The following is a 19,713-nucleotide window of genomic DNA, read 5'->3' as shown; positions in this document are numbered from 1 at the left end:
GAACGACGATGTCTCTGATCGAGGAAATCGACTTCGGCACGCCGGCTTCCAAATCGGAAGCGATGGTGACGCTGACCATCGATGGCAAGGAGATCTCGGTGCCCGAGGGCACCTCGATCATGCGCGCGGCGATGGAAGCCGGCCACCAGATTCCAAAGCTCTGCGCCACCGACATGGTCGACGCATTCGGCTCCTGCCGCCTCTGCCTGGTCGAGATCGAGGGCCGCGCCGGCACGCCGGCCTCCTGCACCACGCCCGTCATGCCCGGCCTCGTCGTGCACACCCAGACCGAGCGGCTCAAGAAGCTGCGCAAGGGCGTGATGGAGCTCTACATCTCCGATCATCCGCTCGATTGCCTCACCTGCGGCGCCAACGGCGATTGCGAGCTGCAGGACATGGCGGGCGCCGTGGGCCTGCGCGACGTGCGCTACGGCTATGAGGGCGAGAACCACGTCTTCGCCAAGACCCACGGCTGCGACAACGACCACTGGATGCCGAAGGACGAGTCCAGCCCGTACTTCACCTATGATCCATCCAAGTGCATCGTCTGCTCGCGCTGCGTCCGCGCCTGCGAGGAGGTGCAAGGCACCTTCGCGCTGACCATCTCCGGCCGCGGCTTCGAAAGCCGGGTTTCGCCGGGCATGAACGAGAGCTTCCTGGGCTCCGAATGCGTCTCCTGCGGCGCCTGCGTGCAGGCCTGCCCGACCGCGACGCTGACGGAAAAATCCGTGATCGAGATCGGCCAGCCCGAGCACTCGGTCGTCACCACCTGCGCCTATTGCGGCGTCGGCTGCGCCTTCAAGGCCGAAATGCGCGGCGAGGAAGTGGTGCGCATGGTGCCCTACAAGGACGGCAAGGCCAACCGCGGTCATTCCTGCGTCAAGGGCCGTTTCGCCTGGGGCTACACCAACCACGGGGAACGCATTCTCAAGCCGATGATCCGCGAAAGAATCGAGGATCCCTGGCGCGAAGTGTCCTGGGACGAGGCGTTCTCCTTTGCTGCCGCCAAGATGCGCGGCATCCAGAAGACATACGGCCGGGACGCCATCGGCGGCATCACCTCGTCCCGATGCACCAATGAAGAGACCTATCTGGTGCAGAAGCTGATCCGCGCCGGCTTCGGCAACAACAATGTCGACACCTGCGCCCGCGTCTGCCACTCGCCGACCGGCTATGGCCTCGCCACCACCTTCGGCACCTCCGCCGGCACGCAGGACTTCGACTCGGTCGAGGACACCGACGTCGTCCTGATCATCGGCGCCAACCCGGCCTCCGCACACCCCGTCTTCGCCTCGCGCCTGAAGAAGCGGCTGCGCCAGGGCGCAAAGCTGATCGTGATCGACCCGCGCCGCACCGAGATGGTGGAATCGCCGCATGTGAAGGCGCTGCACCTGCCCCTGATGCCCGGCACCAATGTCGCAGTCATGACCGCGCTGGCGCATGTCATCGTCACCGAGGGCCTCGTCAACGAAGCCTTCGTGCGCGAGCGCTGCGACTGGAGCGAGTTCGAGGAGTGGGCCGCCTTCGTCTCCCAGCCGAAGAATAGCCCGGAATCGACCGCCATCCTCACCGGCGTCGATCCCAAGGTCCTGCGCGAAGCCGCGCGCACTTACGCGACCGGCGGCAACGGCGCGATCTATTACGGTCTCGGCGTCACCGAGCACAGCCAGGGCTCGACCACCGTGATCGCGATCGCGAACCTTGCGATGGCGACCGGCAATATCGGCCGTCCGGGCGTCGGCGTGAACCCGCTGCGCGGCCAGAACAACGTGCAGGGCTCCTGCGACATGGGTTCGTTCCCGCACGAGCTGCCAGGCTATCGCCACATATCGGGCGATGCCGTGCGCGACCAGTTCGAGGCGCTGTGGAACGTCAAGCTCAACCCCGAGCCCGGCCTGCGCATCCCCAACATGTTCGATGCCGCGGTCGAAGGCACGTTCATGGGCCTTTACGTGCAAGGCGAGGACATTCTCCAGTCCGACCCGAACACTTCGCACGTGGTCGCTGCGCTGTCGGCGATGGAATGCGTCATCGTCCACGACCTCTTCCTGAACGAGACAGCGAACTATGCCCACGTCTTCCTGCCCGGCTCGAGCTTCCTCGAGAAGGACGGCACCTTCACCAATGCCGAGCGCCGCATCCAGCGCGTGCGCAAGGTGATGACGCCGAAGAACGGCATGGCCGACTGGGAGGTCACCATTGGCCTTGCCAGGGCCATGGGCTTCGAGATGAACTACAGCCATCCCTCCGAGATCATGGACGAGATCGCGGCGCTGACCCCGACCTTCGCCGGCGTCTCCTACGCCAAGCTCGACGAGCTCGGCTCAGTGCAGTGGCCCTGCAACGAGAAGGCGCCCGAGGGCACGCCGGTGATGCATATCGACGGCTTCGTCCGCGGCAAGGGCAAATTCGTCGTGACCGAGTATGTCGCGACGGACGAGCGCACCGGTCCGCGCTATCCGCTGCTGCTCACCACGGGCCGCATCCTCAGCCAATACAATGTCGGCGCGCAGACCAGGCGCACCGACAACGTTATCTGGCACAGCGAAGATCGGCTGGAGATCCACCCGCACGATGCCGAGCAGCGCGGCGTGCGCGACGGCGACTGGGTGCGGCTGAAGAGCCGCGCCGGCGAGACTACTCTGCGCGCGGAGATCACCGACCGCGTCGCGCCCGGCGTCGTCTACACCACCTTCCACCACCCGGACACGCAGGCCAACGTCATCACGACGGACTATTCGGACTGGGCGACCAACTGTCCCGAATACAAGGTCACGGCGGTGCAGGTCTCGCCCTCGAACGGCCCGTCCGATTGGCAGAAGGCCTATGACGCACAGGCGCGGCAATCCCGTCGCATCGTACCGGCCGAAGCTGCGGAGTAAGGGCATGCACGTTCCGGTCCAGGCCATCGACCGCGAGATCTGGCGTGACGGCATCGCATCAGAGGGGACGCGGCTGATCCCCGAGGAGACGCCGCTGGCGCTGACCTATAATGGCGGCACCTATGCCGTCATGATGGGGACGCCGCAGAACATGGAGGATTTCGCCGTCGGCTTCAGCCTGGACGAAGGCATCATCAAGTCGGTCGACGACATCAAATCGCTCGAGGTTGTTCGCCTCGACGACGGCATCGAGCTCAGGATGTGGCTGGCACCGGAAGATGCGGTACTCATCAGCGAGCGCCGGCGCCGCGTCGCCGGTCCTACCGGCTGCGGCATCTGCGGCATCGAGTCCATCGCTGAAGCCGTGCGGCCCGCGGCGGTCGTGCCGTGCGGTCAGACCTTCACGCCGGACCAGATCATGGCGGCGATGCAGGCCATTGCGCCGCTGCAATCGATCAACATGCAAACCCGCGCCGTTCACGCCGCTGCGTTCTGGTCCCCTGCCGGCGGCATCGTTGCGCTGCGCGAGGATGTCGGCCGCCACAACGCGCTCGACAAGCTCGCGGGCGCCCTGGCACGCAGCCGCACGGATGCGCGCGGCGGCATGATGCTGCTGACGAGCCGCGTCTCGGTCGAGATGGTGCAGAAGACCGCCGCGATCGGCGCGCCGGTGATGGTCGCCGTCTCGGCGCCGACCGCGCTCGCGGTGCGCACGGCGGAAGCTGCCGGCATCACGCTGATCGCCATCGCCCGGCAGGACGGGTTCGAAGTGTTCTCGCATGGTGACCGGGTCATCGCCCGCCATGCCCAGGAGGTTGCCGATGTCGCCTGATCGCCTGATCTACATGGCCAACCAGATCGGCAAGTTCTTCCAGAGCCAGGGGCATGACAAAGCCGTGCCGGGCATTGCCGAGCACATCAAGAAGTTCTGGGATCCGCGGATGAAGCGCGCGATCTTCGCCCATCTCGATGCCGGCGGCGCGGGACTGGAGCCGAACGTGCGCGAGGCCCTCACCTCGCTGAAACAGGCGACGTCCCTACGAGCATCCTGAAAACGCGCCGCACCTCGCTCTGCGTTTCCTTCACCCGCGCCTCCAGCGACGAGAAGTCCGGCGCATCGCCGGCGCGCGCCATGACGCGCAGGAGATCGGTGCCGGCGGTTTCCGGCTTGAAGCGCTCGCTGACGCAGAGCCGCAGGATCTGCGTCAGGTCATGATAGAGCCGCGCCGCCGCACGCAAGATCTCGGTCTCGGATTGAGCGAGCACGCCGAGCCTGCATGCGTTTTCCAGCACCTGCACGGTGCTGACGTCGAGAATGTCCGGCTTGTCGTGGGCATGCACGAGCTGGAGATATTGGGCGATGAAGTCGACGTCGATCATGCCGCCGGCGGCGTATTTGAGATCCCAGTGGTCGGCCTCCCCCTTCTCCTGGCCGATCGCGCTGCGCATGTCGGCGACGTCGTTGGCGATGATCCCGCGGTCGCGGCGGCGGGTCAGGACATCGCGGATGACGCGCTCGATCCGTTTCCGGAATTCTGGCGAAGCCGACACCACGCGCGCGCGCGTCAGCGCCATGTGCTCCCAGGTCCAGGCCTCGTTGGCCTGGTAGTCCGCGAAGGAGGCAAGGCTCGACGCCACCGGGCCGGCGCGCCCCGACGGACGAAGCCGCATGTCGATCTCGTAGAGCACGCCGTAGTTGGTCCGCGTCGTGAAAGCACTGATCAGGCGCTGGGTGAAGCGGGCAAAATAGTGCGCACCTTGCAGCGACTTCGGCCCATCCGAGTCAGGGTTCTCGCTGTCGAAATCGTAGAGCAGGATCAGGTCGAGGTCGGACGACGCCGTCATTTCGCGGCTGCCGAGCCGGCCCATCGCGATGATCGCGGTCTCCTGCCCCTTGATGCGGCCGTGCTGGGCGGCAAAGCGATCGGCGACGAGGCCATGCACCGTGTGGACGATGCCTTCGGCGACGTCTGCAAAGGCCGTGCTCGCCTGCTGCGCCGAGACGGTGCCGGACAGGATGCGCGTGCCGATCAGGAACAGGCTCTCCTGCCCGAACAGGCGCAGGCGATCGAGAAACTCCTCGTAGGAGCCGGCATCCTGCACGGTCGCGGCGAGCCGGCCCGACAATTCCAGCCTGTCGGGCATCGCGCCGAAAAAGCGGGGATCGATGAGGCCATCCATGAGCTGCGGCTGCCGTGCCAGCATCTCGCCGAGCCGCGGCGCCGCGCCCAGCACCAGCGCCACCAGCGCGACGAGATCCCGGTTCTGACTGAGCAGCGTGATCAGCCGGCCGCCGCGCTGGAGCGCCCCGAGGAAATGATCGAACGCCACGACGGCGCGATCCGGATCCTCGGCATGGGCAAGGCCGTCGATCAAGGCCGGCACGAATTCGAAGAAGGCGCTTCGCGTCGCCTCAACGCGGAACACGCGGTAGTCGCCGGTGATCCAGTCGCACACGGTTTGCGCGACGGCGGCGGGCTTCTTGAAGCCAAGCGTCGCCAGATGCTGAAGCAGGCGCGGATCGTCTGGACCCGCACCGTAGTCGAGCGCCGGCAGCTTGGCGGTGCCGGTCGGATCGTCGCCCTCGAAGAGCTTTTCGTAGTGACCCTGGACGATCTTGAGCTGGTGCAGCAGGTCGCGCGCAAAGGCTTCGCGATCCGGATAGCCGAAGAACCATGCGAAGCGCTCGACCGCTTGCTTGTCCTCGGGCAGCGTGTGGGTCTGCTCGTCGGCGATCATCTGGAGGCGATGCTCGACCCGGCGCAGGAATTCGTAAGCCGTGGTCAGCTCGTCGCGCGCAGCAAGGGTGATCCAGTTGCTGGAGGCGAGCACGTCGAGCGCCCTCAGCGTCGGCCGCACCCGCAATTCCGGATGGCGGCCGCCCGCAATCAGCTGCTGGGTCTGCGCGAAGAACTCGATCTCGCGGATGCCACCGCGCCCGACCTTGACGTTATGGCCCTCGACCGCGATCTCGCTCTGGCCGCGATAGGTCTGCATCTGCCGCTTCATGTCGTGGACGTCGGCGAGCGCGGCGAAGTCGAGATGCTTGCGCCAGACAAAGGGCGCGATCTCCGCCAGAAGCGCCTCGCCCGCCCTGGGATCGCCGGCGCAGGCCCGCGCCTTGATCATGGCGGCGCGCTCCCAGGTGCGCCCTTCCCGCTCGTAGTAATTCAGCGCGGCGTCCCGTGAGATCGCCACCTGCGTCGAGGACGGATCGGGGCGCAGCCGCAGGTCGACGCGGAAGACGTAACCATCATGGGTGCGCTGCTGCAGGATGCGCGCCATGCCCTGTGTGACCCGCACGAAAAACGGCTGCGGCTCGATATCGGGCGCCAGCGTCGTGGCATCGGGATCGAAGAAGACGATGAGATCGATGTCGCTGGAATAGTTCAGCTCGCCCGCGCCCATCTTGCCCATCGCCAGCACGATCAGCCCGCAGCCCTTTTCGGGCGCCTCGGGGTCGGGCGGTGAGAGCTTGCCACGTGCGGCTTCCTGCCGCAGCAGGTACTGGAGCGCCGCCTGGACCGAGAATACCGCGATGTCGGTCAGCGCCGCCGTCACCCGCATCACCGGCCAGACGCCGCCGATATCGCAGAGTGCTGTCAGCAGTGCTGCCTCCGCCTTCATGCGGCGAAGCAGGCGCATCACCTCGGCTTCATCGGATGCCGCGAGCACGGCGCTCCTCGCCTCCGCCATCAGCACCGCCAGGTGCACATCGGGATCGCATTCGAGCAGCCTGACCAGACGCGCGGGGTCGGCGCGCACGAGATCGAACAGATAGGGCGAGAATTCCGCGATCCCGGCCAAGATATCCCGCGCGAATGGATGAACCAGCAGGGATTCGAGACGTGCCGATTGTGCCGGCTCGAGCTCGGCCAGCCAGGTTTCGAAACGTCGTTCGTCGGTTGTGGAAGCGGCAATATGGGGAGCCTCCGCGAAGCGTGCGGCCAGCCTCTCACCATGCTTGTCCGCGTTTCCCGGCGCGGAGTGGTTCATGCCACCTTCTGTGGCACATCCTGCATCGGCGGAGCAACCCTGTCGCCGGCCCCCGCGCGCGCCGGCACGACGAGCGTGGCGACGAGCCCGGGATTGGCATCGCCCAAGCGCAATTCGCCACCGTGCAACGTCGCGACCGCTGAGGCGAGGCTGAGGCCGAGACCTGAGCCCGGCAGCGTGCGGCTGGCCTCCAGCCGCACGAATCGCTCGACGACGTGCTTGCGATCAGTTTCGGGGATGCCTGGACCACGATCGGTCACGCTGAGCAGCACCCGGTCGCCCTCGCGCCGCGCCTCGATCGTGATTTGCCTCGCGTCCATGCTGACCACGGTTCCGGCCGCTTGTGCCGCCGGCTTGCCGTATTTGATCGCGTTCTCGACGAGATTGGCGAGCGCCTGGCTGATCAGTTCGCGATTGGCATGAACCGGCGTCGGCTCGCATTTGACCTTCAGGGTCATGCCGTCTTCCTCGGCGAGCGGCTCGTAGAGCTCGTGGATGCCCTCCGCAACCTCCGCGGCATCGAAGTCGTCCATGTTGCCGCGCGCCTGTCCGGATTCTGCGCGCGCGATCATCAGAAGCGCGTTGAAGGTCCGGATCAGCCCGTCGGACTCCTCGATGGTCCGCTCCAGCGCAGCGCGATAATCGGCCTCGCAGCCTGATCTCGCCAACGCCTCTTCGGCGCGGTTGCGCAGCCGCGTCAGCGGCGTCTTGAGATCATGGGCGATGTTGTCGGAAACCTCCTTCAGACCCGCCATGAGCGCCTCGATCCGCTCGAGCATGGCGTTGAGGTTCTCGGCGAGGCGATCGATCTCGTCGCCACTGCGCCCCACGGGCAGGCGCTCGCTGAGATCTCCGGTCATGATGCGCTGCGTGGTGCCGGTCATCGCGTCGATGCGCCTCAGCACCCTGCGTGCGACGAAGATGCCGCCGCCGAGGCCGAGCACGACGACGATCAGGATCGACCATTGCGCTGCCTTGGCGACGATGCCGAACAGGCGCCGCCGTTCGGCGAGGTCGCGGCCGATCAGCAGCCGGAAGCCGTTCTCCAATTCGGTGACGCGCACCAAAGCGCGATGATCGCGATCATCGGCATCCTCGAGGCGTCGATAGGCCGTCTCCGACCAGCCGCGCGTCGCCATCACGCCGGGCGCCAGCGAGCCGACATTGCCGGCAACCGCCTGCCCCGTCGGCGTGGTCACGAGATAGAGGTTGGCACCCGGGCGTAGCGCGCGATACTCGATCGTGCGCACGAGGCTGAACATGCCGCGGCGATCGTAGATCTCGCTGATTTCCGAAGTCTCGGAATTGACCGTCTGCGTGATTTCCTCGGTGATCAGCCGCCGTGTATTCCAGGCGAAATAGCCGAGCAGCGAGGCCGCGAACATCGCGAACAGCAGCAGATAGACCAGCGTCAGCCGGAACGCCGTGGTGCGGACGAGTTTACCGAATGCCGTCACGGATCATGTATCCAAATGATAGGTGTTGCTGAGCATCACTAGCCGTCGTCTCGTGTCGAATTTGCAAGGCAATTCAAAGTCTTGCAGCTACCAGCTCCCGTCTGATATCATCCAGTATCGCCGGCCGCGCGGGGGGGAGTGGTCAAAAAACGGTAAGCGATCAGCCCATCCACCCCGCGACGATCCGTGACGGCGAGCGGTAAGCAGGGAACGGTAGGATGGCACTCAATTCCAGCCAAGTTAAATCGAAGCAACCTGGGGCCCACGCCGATGGCGGCGGGCTTTATTTGATCGTCAGGGACACCGGCGAGCGGGTTTGGGGTTTCCGGTTCACCGCGCCTGACGGCAAGCGCGCGATGATGGAGTTCGGCACCGTGGGCGACAAGCCAGGCGAGCTGACGCTGACAGCCGCGCGCGACCAGGCGCGCGAGTACCGCCTCGCGCTGAAAAAGGATGGCGTGGATCCCCGCCACAAGAAGCAGCTCGCCGCGAAGGGCGACGTGACGTTCGAGAGCTATTGGAGGGCGAAGGCGGCCGAGTGGCTGCGCGGCCGCAGCGAGCGGGATGAGGAGGTGCTGGCCTGGACGCGATCGCTGCGGGATTTGTCCAAGCTCCACGACAAGAAGCTTCACGAGATCGACACCACGCACGTCGTCGAGGCGCTCAAGCTGATCTGGTGGAAAAAGCCCGTCAGCGCCGGTCGCACGCGCGAGCGGCTGGAGCGCGTGTTGAGCGCCGCGAAGGTTGAGAAGCACCGGACTGGCGAGAACCCGGCAGCATGGCGGGACAACCTCAAGCACCTCCTGCCCTCACCGCGGAAGCTCAATCGTAAGAAGGGACATGCATCGATCAACTATGAGCGCGCGCCAGCACTGATGGCCGCGCTGGCCTACGATCCGTATCCGGTCGCGCGCTGCGTCGAGGTCGGCATCCTGTGCTGCTCGCGCAGCCAAGAGATCCGTTTGATGGAATGGGACGAGCTCAACTTCGCAAAGCGGACCTGGCTCATTCCTGCCGAGAAAATGAAGATCAAGGGCGAGGCTGATCCGAAGCCGCACCTCGTCCCGCTCACCGACGCAGCGATCGCCATCATCCAGTCGATGCCGCGTGTTGGCCGCTACGTGTTTCCGTCGAACCACGCCGATGAACATCAGCCCTTCCGCGCGAACGCATTGGTCGGCGCGATCAAGCGCGCCGGCTTCGCCGCGACGATGCACGGCATGCGAACTACCTTCCGAAACTGGGGCGCCGACGATCGAGAGCATAACTTCCGCCGCGAGGTTTTGGAGTTCTGCCTATCTCATCGGGTTGGCGACGAGGCCGAGCTATGAGAACGCCTACCGAAGAGGTTGGCTTCGCATCGTCAAGTGCAAAAATGGGTCGTATGGCTCGACCCACTTTTGCACTAGATCAAATCAGCAAACCAAACCAGTTTCGCTTCACTAGAGCGTAACTCATATCGTCAGCTGTCAAGAAAGCTCGTCTCGACATGAAAAGGTTTGGTCAAAGAAAGTCCGCGCCGCCCGCCCAGCGTGAAAAGAACGCCGTGCCGCTCGCGCAGCGTCTGGCTCTCTCACCCGAAGAGGTTAGCGCCCTCACCGGCATCGGTCTGACGTCGACGCGCCAGGCGATCAACGAGGGGGCTCTCCCCGCCAAGAAGCACGGGCGTCGTCTTCTAGTCATGCGCGACGCGATCGGCGTGTGGCTCGATCGCTTGCCCGACGCGAAATCCGCGGACGGCTCAGAAGCCGAACCCTCCTGAACGTTTGCAGCCGCGCCGTCGCAGTCTCCGGCGTGACGCAGCCGCCGCGCGGCCGGAAGTACGTCGCGCGGCACAGCGCCCCCAGGTGTCCGGAAAGCCCGCCTGGGGGCGCCTTCTCTCCCCCACCGATCGAGGACAGAGAATGACCGAACGCCTCCTCAGCCCGTACCGTCGCGCCGGCAAGTTGCTCGGCTTGGTGCGCGACCTCGCAGCTTTCTGCGCCCAACACCAACACGCCGATTTGGCTGGCGGCATGACTTTCGACGAGGCCCTCCAAATCGAGCGTCAGCTCGTCGAGGCGCTTCGCTGGGTCCAGGAGCTGGGGCCGAGCCGCGCGCCGACAGCGCGCGCGGCCGAGCCCGTGCCGGACGAAGCCGAGTTTTTCTGAGGCGCTTGCGATGGCTGATCCTATTCCCTTTAGCGGCGCTCGCGCCCGGCGGTCTGTTAAACTCCATCGGCTCGATGCCCTAGCTGACGAGGTTGGATCGATCGATACCGTCATCCAGCAGCTCGCCGGGCTTCACAAGGAGACCGGGGAGACGTGGAGTAAGTACGACAAGATCGAACGGCTCTCTGGTAAAATTGATGCATCGGTCGAACGTCTAAAGGACGCGCACGCCGCCGGTCTTCGCGCCGGCGCTGCGGCCGCACTCGCGGCGAGCAAGAGATGAGTTTCGACCGACCTCGTTGCAGGCGAGATCGTCGACACCGCCGCCGGGGGGTTTTCTTGGCTTTGCCCGGCGGCGGTCCATTTCCGGAGAAAGAACCATGACGTTCTCTGAGATGCGCGCGAAAGTGCTCCAAGCCGTGTTCAACGATCGCGATCGATCCCTTGAAGGTGCGGTCGAGAGAGCAATCCGAGCTGGCATCGAGTTCGAACGGGCCAGGGTCGTCTCAATCTTAGAAAAGGTCACGCCCCGACCGGGGCTCGAAAAGCCATTGATCATCTTGGCGTTTCAACCCTCGACCACCGTCGAGAGCGCCACCCTGTTCATGGCGACTTACCAGCCGCAAGAGGCCGACTGTCAGGCATTGCGCAAATCACTTCGCGTCATCGTCGACAACTGCGGGCCAGTGTAGCGCCGAGCTGGGAGGGCGCGCGGATCCATACGAGCTCTTGGGCAGCCCTCCAACCAAATGATAATGGTACGTGTGCCGAGAGTTTAATACACCCTATTTTGGTGGCTTTGGGGGAAACAATGGATTGGGACTGGTGGGCGTCGCACGCTACTATAGCAACGGCGAGCATCGCGTTGATAGCTAGCCTCGTGGCGATGCGAGCGATCCGAGTGCAGCGCAGTATCGCGAAGAACAGAGCGGCCGTCGACTTTTTCATCAAGACCGAGATGGATCAGCCGATGCTGACCGCCCATGCGAAGTATGAAGCGGCTGCGCTGATTTTGGCAAAGCATACCGCTAACTCAACGCTGATGGCGAGGTTTGAGGCCAGCGACGACTACGCTCACGTGAGATCGTATTTAAATATCCACGAGCTTCTCGCCGTCGGCATCAGGAAGGGCGTCATCGACGAGGACGTTGCCTACCACTTCTGGGCCGATACTCTGATCCGCCATTGCATCGAGTGCGAGGTTCTGATCAAGCGTCTAAGGCAGCGGCCTAATCACGGGGCGGCATACCTTGAGCTGACGAGCTTGCACGAGAGGTGGAGCGCAAGAGTAAACGAATGGCACAGTAAAAATCGGGTCGTCGCGATGCGCTAGGTGATGGCGCGCAATTCGGCGCGTGGGCATCGCGACGATGTCGAGCGGTTAGGCGGGGTCGCGGTGCCCCCAAAAGCAGACATCAACGATGCCCGCGTGAACGTCCACTAAGGGCCAATTCCGGACTCGAGAACAGCAAAGCGACGGCTTGGCGGGATTACTACGGCGAGCGCCGCGCCAGCTATGATAATGAGCCAATTGTAGTTGTCTAAGCAAACGATTTTCCAAACTTGCGTCCTTGAGTTGGCTGATTCCGTGCAGTGACGTAACCGTTCTCGTGAAATTCAATTTCACGAACCTTGCGAGCATATGTCAGGTATCTGTTGATAAGATCGTTGTCGTTGGGATTGAACTGAATTTGCTTTTCCATAACGGCAAGATCTTCACGCAGAGTTGCAGCGTCCAACATGAATTAAGCCTCGCTGAAGTGACACCCGCGGCGCGCAAGCATTTTGCCCTCTTAGTGCGGCTTGCCGAGCACTGTTGCGAACGGCACGTCAAAGATTTGATCGCCGTCATTATCGGTAACGTGGAGGACCCAACCGCGCCAATCTTCCGCGCTCGCTGTCATGATGAGCGACCGCACTACACGATCTGCGCGCTCGCATGCCTCCACCAAGTGGTCCACGGCCGTGCCGCTTGGATCAATCAACAAGCCGCGTGCATTGGAGTAATGGAAATAGACGTCCTTCATGTTCCGACTCCTACACAGCCGAGGGCATGGTCACCCAATAGCAGGAGAAGAAACATCAGAAAATTCAGGTCGATACCCTAAGGGGATATACGGAGAAGGCGGAAGGGGGGGCTGCTCAATTGTGTTTCCAGTTGCGCAAAGCCGTCCGACCCACGCTGTCACTCGCAAATGTCCTTAAGCAACCCACCGGAATTTCGAAAACAGGCTTCTTGCGATATGAGAACCAAGGCGTTGACCGCGCCTAGCAGCTTAGCTCAGGAGGCCAGCATGATCTCGAAGCTTTCAAGTTTGCAGAGCAGCTCACACAATGCCCCGGATCGTCCGTCCGCGAAGCAGCGATTCCTCAACTTTGACCTTGATCGATCCCGCGCCTCTCGTCGCCGTCATCGGGTCCTTTCAAGCGCCAGAAAGATAGCTGCATTGTTTCACCACGATCTTAAAGCTCGCCAGAGCCTCTACTAAAGCAAGGCCTGGCTGAGCAGGCGGAGCATTGGCAAAGAGGCGACGAAACTAGCCATGCCCCACTGTCAAGTTGACTGACCTTATCTGCCGCGCTGACGCTTGTTTCGCGCGGTCGGGACGGAGGTCTGGGTCATCAGCGGCGGTTCGCGCTAGGCCGTGCCGGGACTACCCGTGACGGCCGACCTCAAGACGGGTGCCGGGATCAGCCGCAAAGGGCCCAATAGGCGACGTCGTAGCTTGGCCCGATATGAAAGAGGCCGCCAACCGAGGCGGCCTCGGTTTGGAGAGTTCCTGATGCTAACTGCGCCTAGCTTGCTCGGCGGCACGGCGAGCGTCGATCGCGTCGAGGACGGCGAGTTGTGCCTGTTCAACCGAGGCTATGGCGTAATCGATCGCGAAACCGGCGTCTTCTTCCAGAAGCGTTGCGCGCTCCTCGGCAAGGTTGGCCTTGATATCATGCTTTGCCTGGAGCGCGTACGCCTTCAAGGTGTTCACGTCCGCGGTGATTTTTGCTTGCAGCGCTTGCCTGTCTCTGCCGGCAGACTCGCCGACCGACTTGATTTGCTGGCTCACCTTTTCGACTGCCATCTTTGCAGCCGAAAGCGCCTCTGCTTTCCGCGCTTCGATCTTGTCACGCGCTTCCTTTTGTGCGGCAGCAAAGGCAGTTTCGGTATTTTTTGCGTGCACCGACAATTCGGCGAGTTGTTCAGAAAGTGGCTTCATTTGCTCCTCCTTCAGGTAAACGCCTCCCGAGCCGGCTCGCAAGTAACGCGCTCTCGTGCGAGCCATGTTGATCTGGGTCAACTTTTCTCGGGAACGAGCAAGTAGGCGGCCGCGCGGAACGATGTCTCAATTGGGTCACAAGCGGCGGTCGTCTCTACCCCCAGCGCGTCCGTTATTCCCTAACAAGCCGACGTAAAAACGAGACCTAGAACCCGCGCGCCGGTCTCGGAGATCAATGCTAGGCTCGCGTCCAAGGGCCAGCTGCGGGAGCTGAACCACACATTCAAAGCCGCGCGTGCGGTCGATCCGTCGCTGCGCTACGTGGAATTCATGGAGGCGAAAAAGGCGGCGCTACTGGAAGCCTTGGCGAAGGGCACGAGCTCTCCCTGAGGGGAGCGGACGGCGCAGACAACTTGACGGGCCGAAAGAGATCCGGCAACGATCGGCCAAAGACACGCAAAGGTTGGGGCTCTGGCAATGAAGTTACCACCAGTCGGCTGGGCATTCTTCGGCTTAATCGTGGTCCTCGTGATCGGATATCTTCTCAATCAAGGCGTCTACGTGGGCTCCTCAATCGAAATGGTCGGCTCCTTCAATAGTGACGGACAGCCGGCCTACCGGAAGCGATGCACGTACCTCTATCTCAACGGCACGCGGGTCGAAGAGGGAATGGACAGCCGCTCGCGCGCAGGGGCGGACTGGTTTTGCGCGCCTTTGCATCCCTGAGAACAGCGAACCCAAGGCGAGCCGGCTAATCCTCAGCACAGCGAGTTCCGGGCGGCTGGTGCGCTCCAAAGTTGCTGGTTTAGCTGTTAGAACGGCGGCTTTTCCGTTGGCTTCGCGAGGTCAGTCAATAGTCTGATCGGGGCATGAAGATAATCTCGATACGCCAGCCTGGGCGGCTCTCATCATCACCGGCGGGATCGACGTCCAGTCCGGCGCGACCGTGCTCAAGGACGTCGAGAACCGCTCCTGGGCGACGACCTATCGCGGCCCGGTCCTGATCCACGCAACCCAGCGTCCGGACGCGATCCGGCCGGACGAGATCGAGAGGCGCTTCGGCGTGCGTCTCGCGTGCGAGCAGCAGCTCGGGGGCGTCATCGGCATCACCGAGATCGTCGATTGCGTCCGGCCGCATCTGAGCCGCTGGTACGCGCCGAACCACTTCGCATTCGTGCTCCACAACTCGCGACCGCTGCCCTTCGTCAGATGGAAGGGCGCGCTCTCGCTGCGCAGCGCGCCGGCGGAGCTACTGGAAGTGCTCGGATATGCGCGATCCAGCTCGCTCGCCACGATCTCCGACTAAAGTTTCTTCGCACTACAAATCGTAGTATCGCAGGCCGGAGTGTCGTTCGTAGAATTCTCCTGTGACTGCATGCGGATCTCAACTCCTCGCTACACTTCGTAGTGTCCACAGCCACAAAACGTAGTGTGGCATTTCCGTTGGCATTCTGGGGCACGCCGTTACTTCTCTTCTTGCTGCGCAAATCGCGCAGAAGGAGAATGAAATGCAACTTTGCCCGGTGCAGCAACTTGACACATCGTTACAACCAGCTCGCTGAACAATGGCGTTCGGTCGATGACGAACTAACCCGGCGTCGCATGGCGGCGCTGGTCGCCAAGGCGGAAGAGCTCACGCCGGAAAGCATAACCGGCGTGATGTTTCAGATTTCCTGTGCGCTCTCGGAGATGAACGCTATCGTTGATGGTAGTCATGCCCCGCAAATTCGTCTTGTCGCGGAGCGGCGAGTTCTTCGGCTACTTCGTCGCGCCGCATGCTTTCTCGATCAGCACAGCGACGACCTCCCGGCCGCTTGGACGCTCGCCGTTCCCGCCGCGAAGCATCACCTGCGTCACCAGCTCTCCTCCTCTGGCGGGAAGGAGGCGGCATATGTCTGAGGCTGATCGCTCTATTGATCAATGGCTTCGGCTCGCCCGAGCCATCAATCATCTCGATGATGAGCAACTTGACCGGACGATCGTCGCCATGAGGGAGGAACGGACGGGTCTTCTGGATGACATGCTCGACGGGCTGCTCGATGCGCAAGACCAGATTGCCGCCACCTCCGAGCTCAACGTTGTGCTCGCCCGAATGTCCTATGCGATGGAACGTCTGGGGTGCCACCCCGACTGAGCCGGTAAGGCGAAAAGGAGATCAAGCGAACCGGAGCGGCGGCGCTGAGCCGCCGCTCCTCGTCCGAGAGACCCGCCCATGAGAGCGAGCGACCGCCAAGCCAGATTGAAGCGAGCCAAAGAGCTCGGGCGGCTGGCGTTTGACGTGCTGAGGTTCGAGGAGCTCGTCGGCAACATGACCGTCGAAGGCGAGCAGAAGCAGTTTCGCGAATTCGCGCAGCGAGGGCTGTCCGGCTCGCTCCTGACGCCATTCAGACCGACGCGGCTCGATGAGTTTTCGCGGATCCAAATTCGGCACATCGGCCACAAGGTGCTCGAAATCCGTTGGTCAAAGGCCGGCGACTTCCGTCTCGTAACGTTCGAGCCCGGCGAGTGGGTAGAGCTGCTAGAGCATGTCGCGAACGTGTTCTGATCGCCGCGGCTCACACCTTTCCGGCATGAAAAGTTTTTAGTCGCAGCAAGTAGGTGAGCCCACTTCGCTTTAGAGCTTCCTCCTTGTCATGGTCAGCGGCAAGCGCCGAAGGTCGTCGCCGTCCAGCGCTAGGCAGTCGAAGGCGTAGAGCTGGACCTCGTCATCGTACTTGCGGGAGTGCAGGGCGTCGAAGTCGGACACACCGTCGACGCCGAGCACGACGGCCTCGCCATCGACCACGAAGCGTGTGATCCTGTTCTTGAGTGCAGCCTCCGCGATCCAGGGGAAGCGCCGGGTCCAGTCATGGCCCCCTCGCGTGATGAGCCGGACGCGCGCGCCGTCCCGCTCCACCCGAAGCCGGTACCCGTCGTACTTCACCTCGTGGATCCAGTCGGGACCCGAGGGGACGTCCTTGGCAGCGGTGGGGAGAAGAAACTCGAAAGCGGCTGGCATGGCGATCGGGAGCGCGCGTCTGCGCCGGTAATCGGCCGGTAAGCGCCACAGCCGATATAATACTAACCTATTGAAAATACTATGTTTTATCTAATGCCGTCACGGATCATGTATCCGGCGCCGCGGATCGTGTGCAGCAGCGGGCGCTCGAAGCCCTTGTCGATCTTGGAGCGCAGCCGCGAGATGTGCACGTCGATCACGTTGGTCTGCGGATCGAAATGATAGTCCCAGACGTTCTCCAAGAGCATGGTGCGGGTCACCACCTGGCCGGCATGCTTCATGAGATATTCGAGCAGGCGGAATTCGCGCGGTTGCAGGGTCAGCTCGTCCTTGCCGCGGGCGACGCGATGCGACAGCCGGTCGAGCTCGAGGTCGCCGACGCGATAAAGCGTCTCTTCGGCCGGGCCGCCGCGACGGCGCGACAGCACTTCGACGCGGGCCAGCAGCTCGGCGAAGGAATAGGGCTTTGGCAGATAGTCGTCGCCGCCGGCACGCAGGCCCTTGATGCGGTCATCGACCTGCCCGAGCGCTGAGAGAATCAGCACCGGCGTCGTGTTGCCCTTGTCGCGCAGTGCGCCGATCAGCGACAGGCCGTCGCGCTTGGGCAGCATGCGATCGACCACCAGCACGTCGTAATCGCCGTTCTCGGCCATGGCGAGGCCTTCCTCGCCGTCAGCGGCGTGGTCGGCAATGTGTCCGACTTCGCGAAACGCCTTGGCGAGGTAGTCGGCGGATTCGCGGTCGTCTTCGATGATGAGGAGGCGCATCGTGCGTTCAGCGGCGGTCAAGGAGGTCAACCTTCTCTAAACATGGCGCGAGCGGCAATCGCATGCAAGCCGAGCGGGGGAGTCTCGAAGCGGGAAAAAGGCGGGCGGTGAAGCTGGGGGGACCTCACCGCCCTAGGCCTTCCGACGGAGGGGGGCGTAATTCCACCGGAAGGTAGATGAGGGAAGCAAACGTTGCGCTGCTTCCCCGAAGGGCACCGGCGGCGGGGGCGACTGATGCCGGCGATGCCCTTCATCTCGTAGACCTCCAGAAGGCTCAGCCCTTGGCGATGGGCACGGCGACGAAGCGCGACTGGCCGCCGCTCTTCACGCGCATCAGGACGCTGTTCTTGTTGTCGGTCCGCGCCGCGTTGATGGCGTCGCGGACCTCGCCCGCGGTGGCAACGCTCTTGCCACCGACTTCGAGAATCACATCGCCTTCCTTGAAGCCGCGCTCGGCCGCGGCGCTCTTCGGATCGACTTCGGTGACGACGACGCCTTCCTTGCCGGCGCCGGCAACGGAATTTGCGGGCGCAACGGTCATGCCGAGCTTGGGCACGTCGGTGCCCTTGCTGGCACCCTTGCCGCTGTCATTATCGGTATCGGCCTTGGCCTCGACCGCGTTCGGCAACTGGCCAAGGGTGAGGTTCACGACCTTATCCTGGCCCTTGTGCAGCACGTTGAGCTTCACGGAGGCGCCGGGCGCCATGCCACCGATGGTGCGGGCAAGCTCACGGGCGTCCTTGACGGTCTCGCCGTTGACCGCGGTGATCACGTCGCCGGACTCGATGCCGGCCTTGGCGGCCGGACCGCTCGCCTGCGGCTCCGCCACCAGGGCGCCCTCAGCCTTCTTCATGCCGAGGCTGTCGGCGATATCGGACGTCACGGGCTGGATCTGCACGCCGATCCAGCCGCGGCTGACCGAGCCCTTCTCCTTGAGCTGGGCGACGACGCTCTTCACCGTGTTGGCGGGGATCGAGAACGCGATGCCCACGCTGCCGCCGGAGGGCGAGTAGATCGCGGTGTTGACGCCCATCACTTCACCATCGGTGTTGAAGGCCGGACCGCCGGAGTTGCCCTTGTTCACGGGCGCGTCGATCTGGATGAAATCGTCATAGGGACCATTGCCGAGGTCGCGGCCGCTGGCCGAAACGATGCCCGCCGTCACGGTGCCGCCGAGACCGAAGGGATTGCCGACCGCGAGCACCCAGTCGCCGATCCGCGGCTTGCCGTCGGCAAGCTTGGCGAATGGGAAGTTGGAGCTGCCCTCGACCTTGATCAGAGCGAGGTCGGTGCGCTGGTCGGTGCCGATGACCTTGGCGGTGTAGGTCTTGCCGTCATCGGTGGTGACCTCGACCTTGTCGGCGCCGTCGACCACATGGTTGTTGGTGACGGCATAGCCGTCAGCGGAGATGAAGAAGCCGGAGCCCTGGCCCTGCACGACGCGGCCGCGGCCGCCCTTCAGGCCCGGAAAACCATCGGGACCGCCGAAGCGGCGGAAGAAGCGCTCCATCGGCGAGCCCGGCTGGAACGGCGAGGAGGAATCATCACCGTCATCGTTGCTCGCGGTCTTCTCCTTGATGTTGACCTTCACCGAGATCACGGACGGCTTCACGCGCTCGACAATGTCGGCGAAACCGATCGGACGCTCGACCTTTCGGACCTCGTTGTTGACCTGCGCATGCGCCGGGCTGGAGAACAGGTCGGCCGGCGAGGTCGATGGGCTGAAGCCATAGACGGCCGCGCCGAGACCGGCGACGACCGAAGCCATCAGCGCCAGCTTGCGCGCGGAAAACACCGACCGGCGCGGCGGCCGGTACGACGGAAGGTTCGAGAGGTCGATACGATCGGTCATGCAGAAATCTCCAGGGCCTTGAATTCCTTTTGGTGCCGGATCCCAGCACCTTGCGGACTTGAAGATGGGGATTCCCGCCTTACCGTGCGCTGGCGGCGGGGTTAAACTTTTGTAATGAAGGGACGAGACAGATGCGGCAGTTTAGCACAGGCCAAAAATCGTGGTCTTACAGGAACTTAATCGAGTTCCCGTAACCAAAGCGGAAGCGCGATTTTTGGCGCTCAGCTCGCCCTGACGCTGACGATGAACGCGTCGACTTCGCGCTTCAAGGTCTCGGCCTGCTGCGACAGGTCGACCGCCGAATCCCGCGCCTCGGCGGCCATGCGGCCGGTCTCCGCGAAGGTCGAGGTGATCTGGACGATACGGTTGAAGACGTCGAGGGTGCCGCGCGCGGCATCA

The 19,713-nt window shown here is 63.4% G+C and carries 22 protein-coding genes and 1 pseudogene; 14 read left to right on the top strand and 9 right to left on the bottom strand.

Features of this window, described 5'->3' with window-relative positions:
- Nucleotides 1–8: 8 nt before the first annotated feature.
- Genes fdhF through EAV90_RS07355 form a run of 3 tightly spaced genes read left to right on the top strand, consistent with a single transcriptional unit; the run spans nt 9 to nt 3,934 of the window.
- Nucleotides 9–2,882, top strand: coding sequence for a formate dehydrogenase subunit alpha (gene fdhF / locus EAV90_RS07365; protein WP_129143016.1), 2,874 nt, complete (start codon nt 9–11; stop codon nt 2,880–2,882).
- Between the two features lie 4 nt (nt 2,883–2,886).
- Nucleotides 2,887–3,714 (top strand): formate dehydrogenase accessory sulfurtransferase FdhD, encoded by an 828-nt coding sequence (gene fdhD / locus EAV90_RS07360; protein ID WP_129143015.1) that lies wholly within the window; start codon nt 2,887–2,889, stop codon nt 3,712–3,714.
- On the top strand, nt 3,704–3,934 hold the full coding sequence (locus EAV90_RS07355; RefSeq protein ID WP_162500359.1) for a formate dehydrogenase subunit delta: 231 nt from the start codon (nt 3,704–3,706) through the stop codon (nt 3,932–3,934). The genes fdhD and EAV90_RS07355 overlap by 11 nt, the downstream gene beginning before the upstream one ends.
- On the opposite strand, the gene EAV90_RS07350 is transcribed toward EAV90_RS07355, so the two are convergent.
- Entirely contained in the window at nt 3,894–6,878 is a 2,985-nt protein-coding gene (locus EAV90_RS07350; RefSeq protein WP_129143014.1) for a bifunctional [glutamine synthetase] adenylyltransferase/[glutamine synthetase]-adenylyl-L-tyrosine phosphorylase, read from the bottom strand. The two genes, EAV90_RS07355 and EAV90_RS07350, sit on opposite strands and share 41 nt — an antisense overlap.
- Nucleotides 6,875–8,335: a sensor histidine kinase gene (locus EAV90_RS07345; protein ID WP_129143013.1), complete on the bottom strand. Its 1,461-nt coding sequence runs from the start codon at nt 8,333–8,335 to the stop codon at nt 6,875–6,877. The genes EAV90_RS07350 and EAV90_RS07345 overlap by 4 nt, the downstream gene beginning before the upstream one ends.
- Nucleotides 8,336–8,553: 218 nt before the next feature.
- Here EAV90_RS07345 and EAV90_RS07340 point away from each other — a divergent pair, with 218 nt between their 5' ends.
- The 6 genes from EAV90_RS07340 (at nt 8,554) to EAV90_RS07315 (ending at nt 11,818) form a co-directional block, all read left to right on the top strand.
- The gene (locus EAV90_RS07340) at nt 8,554–9,666 is read left to right on the top strand and encodes a tyrosine-type recombinase/integrase (protein ID WP_129143012.1); all 1,113 of its coding nucleotides are present in this window, start codon (nt 8,554–8,556) and stop codon (nt 9,664–9,666) included.
- Nucleotides 9,667–9,824: 158 nt separating this feature from the next.
- On the top strand, nt 9,825–10,097 hold the full coding sequence (locus EAV90_RS07335; RefSeq protein WP_129143011.1) for a helix-turn-helix domain-containing protein: 273 nt from the start codon (nt 9,825–9,827) through the stop codon (nt 10,095–10,097).
- A 142-nt stretch (nt 10,098–10,239) separates the two neighbouring features.
- Complete coding sequence (locus tag EAV90_RS07330) at nt 10,240–10,485, top strand: hypothetical protein (RefSeq protein WP_129143010.1); 246 nt, start codon at nt 10,240–10,242, stop codon at nt 10,483–10,485.
- A gap of 10 nt (nt 10,486–10,495) precedes the next feature.
- Nucleotides 10,496–10,768, top strand: coding sequence for a hypothetical protein (locus tag EAV90_RS07325; protein WP_129143009.1), 273 nt, complete (start codon nt 10,496–10,498; stop codon nt 10,766–10,768).
- 97 nt (nt 10,769–10,865) lie between these two features.
- Nucleotides 10,866–11,177 (top strand): hypothetical protein, encoded by a 312-nt coding sequence (locus EAV90_RS07320; protein WP_129143008.1) that lies wholly within the window; start codon nt 10,866–10,868, stop codon nt 11,175–11,177.
- Between the two features lie 119 nt (nt 11,178–11,296).
- Nucleotides 11,297–11,818: a DUF4760 domain-containing protein gene (locus EAV90_RS07315; RefSeq protein ID WP_129143007.1), complete on the top strand. Its 522-nt coding sequence runs from the start codon at nt 11,297–11,299 to the stop codon at nt 11,816–11,818.
- Nucleotides 11,819–12,026: 208 nt separating this feature from the next.
- Here EAV90_RS07315 and EAV90_RS07310 read toward each other — a convergent pair whose 3' ends face one another.
- The 3 genes from EAV90_RS07310 to EAV90_RS07300 form a co-directional block, all read right to left on the bottom strand.
- Complete coding sequence (locus EAV90_RS07310) at nt 12,027–12,227, bottom strand: hypothetical protein (protein ID WP_129143006.1); 201 nt, start codon at nt 12,225–12,227, stop codon at nt 12,027–12,029.
- A gap of 51 nt (nt 12,228–12,278) precedes the next feature.
- Nucleotides 12,279–12,512, bottom strand: coding sequence for a DUF6894 family protein (locus tag EAV90_RS07305; protein ID WP_129143005.1), 234 nt, complete (start codon nt 12,510–12,512; stop codon nt 12,279–12,281).
- 759 nt (nt 12,513–13,271) lie between these two features.
- On the bottom strand, nt 13,272–13,697 hold the full coding sequence (locus tag EAV90_RS07300) for a hypothetical protein (protein WP_129143004.1): 426 nt from the start codon (nt 13,695–13,697) through the stop codon (nt 13,272–13,274).
- Between the two features lie 477 nt (nt 13,698–14,174).
- Here EAV90_RS07300 and EAV90_RS07295 point away from each other — a divergent pair, with 477 nt between their 5' ends.
- From EAV90_RS07295 to EAV90_RS07275, 5 genes are all read left to right on the top strand, one after another.
- Nucleotides 14,175–14,423, top strand: a complete 249-nt coding sequence (locus EAV90_RS07295; protein WP_129143003.1) for a hypothetical protein — start codon at nt 14,175–14,177, stop codon at nt 14,421–14,423.
- A gap of 220 nt (nt 14,424–14,643) precedes the next feature.
- On the top strand, nt 14,644–15,003 hold the full coding sequence (locus EAV90_RS07290) for an ASCH domain-containing protein (RefSeq protein ID WP_129143002.1): 360 nt from the start codon (nt 14,644–14,646) through the stop codon (nt 15,001–15,003).
- Nucleotides 15,004–15,230: 227 nt separating this feature from the next.
- Nucleotides 15,231–15,596, top strand: a complete 366-nt coding sequence (locus EAV90_RS07285; protein ID WP_129143001.1) for a hypothetical protein — start codon at nt 15,231–15,233, stop codon at nt 15,594–15,596.
- Nucleotides 15,589–15,831, top strand: a complete 243-nt coding sequence (locus tag EAV90_RS07280) for a hypothetical protein (RefSeq protein WP_129143000.1) — start codon at nt 15,589–15,591, stop codon at nt 15,829–15,831. Before EAV90_RS07285 ends, EAV90_RS07280 begins: the two co-directional genes overlap by 8 nt.
- 174 nt (nt 15,832–16,005) lie before the next feature.
- Nucleotides 16,006–16,242: a hypothetical protein gene (locus tag EAV90_RS07275; RefSeq protein WP_129142999.1), complete on the top strand. Its 237-nt coding sequence runs from the start codon at nt 16,006–16,008 to the stop codon at nt 16,240–16,242.
- A gap of 69 nt (nt 16,243–16,311) precedes the next feature.
- On the opposite strand, the gene EAV90_RS07270 is transcribed toward EAV90_RS07275, so the two are convergent.
- The 4 genes and pseudogenes from EAV90_RS07270 to EAV90_RS07255 form a co-directional block, all read right to left on the bottom strand.
- On the bottom strand, nt 16,312–16,695 hold the full coding sequence (locus tag EAV90_RS07270) for an ATP-dependent DNA ligase (protein WP_129142998.1): 384 nt from the start codon (nt 16,693–16,695) through the stop codon (nt 16,312–16,314).
- Between the two features lie 86 nt (nt 16,696–16,781).
- The gene (locus EAV90_RS07265; RefSeq protein ID WP_122406751.1) at nt 16,782–17,462 is read right to left on the bottom strand and encodes a response regulator transcription factor; all 681 of its coding nucleotides are present in this window, start codon (nt 17,460–17,462) and stop codon (nt 16,782–16,784) included.
- Between the two features lie 274 nt (nt 17,463–17,736).
- Entirely contained in the window at nt 17,737–19,314 is a 1,578-nt protein-coding gene (locus EAV90_RS07260; RefSeq protein WP_129142997.1) for a Do family serine endopeptidase, read from the bottom strand.
- A 221-nt stretch (nt 19,315–19,535) separates the two neighbouring features.
- Nucleotides 19,536–19,712 (bottom strand): annotated as a pseudogene (locus EAV90_RS07255) (methyl-accepting chemotaxis protein); the annotation flags it as partial.
- Nucleotide 19,713 lies beyond the last annotated feature (1 nt).

It is taken from the genome of Bradyrhizobium vignae (genome assembly GCF_004114425.1).
GTDB lineage: Bacteria > Pseudomonadota > Alphaproteobacteria > Rhizobiales > Xanthobacteraceae > Bradyrhizobium > Bradyrhizobium vignae.
The sequence above is the reverse complement of the archived record's forward strand: the minus strand, read 5'-3'. Positions and strand labels throughout refer to the sequence as shown.

Coding starts and splice junctions, on each gene's coding strand:
- fdhF (WP_129143016.1), top strand. CDS start 9: ATGTCTCTGATCGAGGAAATCGACTTCGGCACGCCGGCTTCCAAATCG.
- EAV90_RS07300 (WP_129143004.1), bottom strand. CDS start 13,697: ATGAAGCCACTTTCTGAACAACTCGCCGAATTGTCGGTGCACGCAAAA.
- EAV90_RS07320 (WP_129143008.1), top strand. CDS start 10,866: ATGACGTTCTCTGAGATGCGCGCGAAAGTGCTCCAAGCCGTGTTCAAC.
- EAV90_RS07310 (WP_129143006.1), bottom strand. CDS start 12,227: ATGTTGGACGCTGCAACTCTGCGTGAAGATCTTGCCGTTATGGAAAAG.
- EAV90_RS07325 (WP_129143009.1), top strand. CDS start 10,496: ATGGCTGATCCTATTCCCTTTAGCGGCGCTCGCGCCCGGCGGTCTGTT.
- EAV90_RS07265 (WP_122406751.1), bottom strand. CDS start 17,462: ATGCGCCTCCTCATCATCGAAGACGACCGCGAATCCGCCGACTACCTC.
- EAV90_RS07330 (WP_129143010.1), top strand. CDS start 10,240: ATGACCGAACGCCTCCTCAGCCCGTACCGTCGCGCCGGCAAGTTGCTC.
- EAV90_RS07260 (WP_129142997.1), bottom strand. CDS start 19,314: ATGACCGATCGTATCGACCTCTCGAACCTTCCGTCGTACCGGCCGCCG.
- fdhD (WP_129143015.1), top strand. CDS start 2,887: ATGCACGTTCCGGTCCAGGCCATCGACCGCGAGATCTGGCGTGACGGC.
- EAV90_RS07335 (WP_129143011.1), top strand. CDS start 9,825: ATGAAAAGGTTTGGTCAAAGAAAGTCCGCGCCGCCCGCCCAGCGTGAA.
- EAV90_RS07340 (WP_129143012.1), top strand. CDS start 8,554: ATGGCACTCAATTCCAGCCAAGTTAAATCGAAGCAACCTGGGGCCCAC.
- EAV90_RS07355 (WP_162500359.1), top strand. CDS start 3,704: ATGTCGCCTGATCGCCTGATCTACATGGCCAACCAGATCGGCAAGTTC.
- EAV90_RS07275 (WP_129142999.1), top strand. CDS start 16,006: ATGACCGTCGAAGGCGAGCAGAAGCAGTTTCGCGAATTCGCGCAGCGA.
- EAV90_RS07315 (WP_129143007.1), top strand. CDS start 11,297: ATGGATTGGGACTGGTGGGCGTCGCACGCTACTATAGCAACGGCGAGC.
- EAV90_RS07270 (WP_129142998.1), bottom strand. CDS start 16,695: ATGCCAGCCGCTTTCGAGTTTCTTCTCCCCACCGCTGCCAAGGACGTC.
- EAV90_RS07350 (WP_129143014.1), bottom strand. CDS start 6,878: ATGAACCACTCCGCGCCGGGAAACGCGGACAAGCATGGTGAGAGGCTG.
- EAV90_RS07280 (WP_129143000.1), top strand. CDS start 15,589: ATGTCTGAGGCTGATCGCTCTATTGATCAATGGCTTCGGCTCGCCCGA.
- EAV90_RS07295 (WP_129143003.1), top strand. CDS start 14,175: ATGAAGTTACCACCAGTCGGCTGGGCATTCTTCGGCTTAATCGTGGTC.
- EAV90_RS07305 (WP_129143005.1), bottom strand. CDS start 12,512: ATGAAGGACGTCTATTTCCATTACTCCAATGCACGCGGCTTGTTGATT.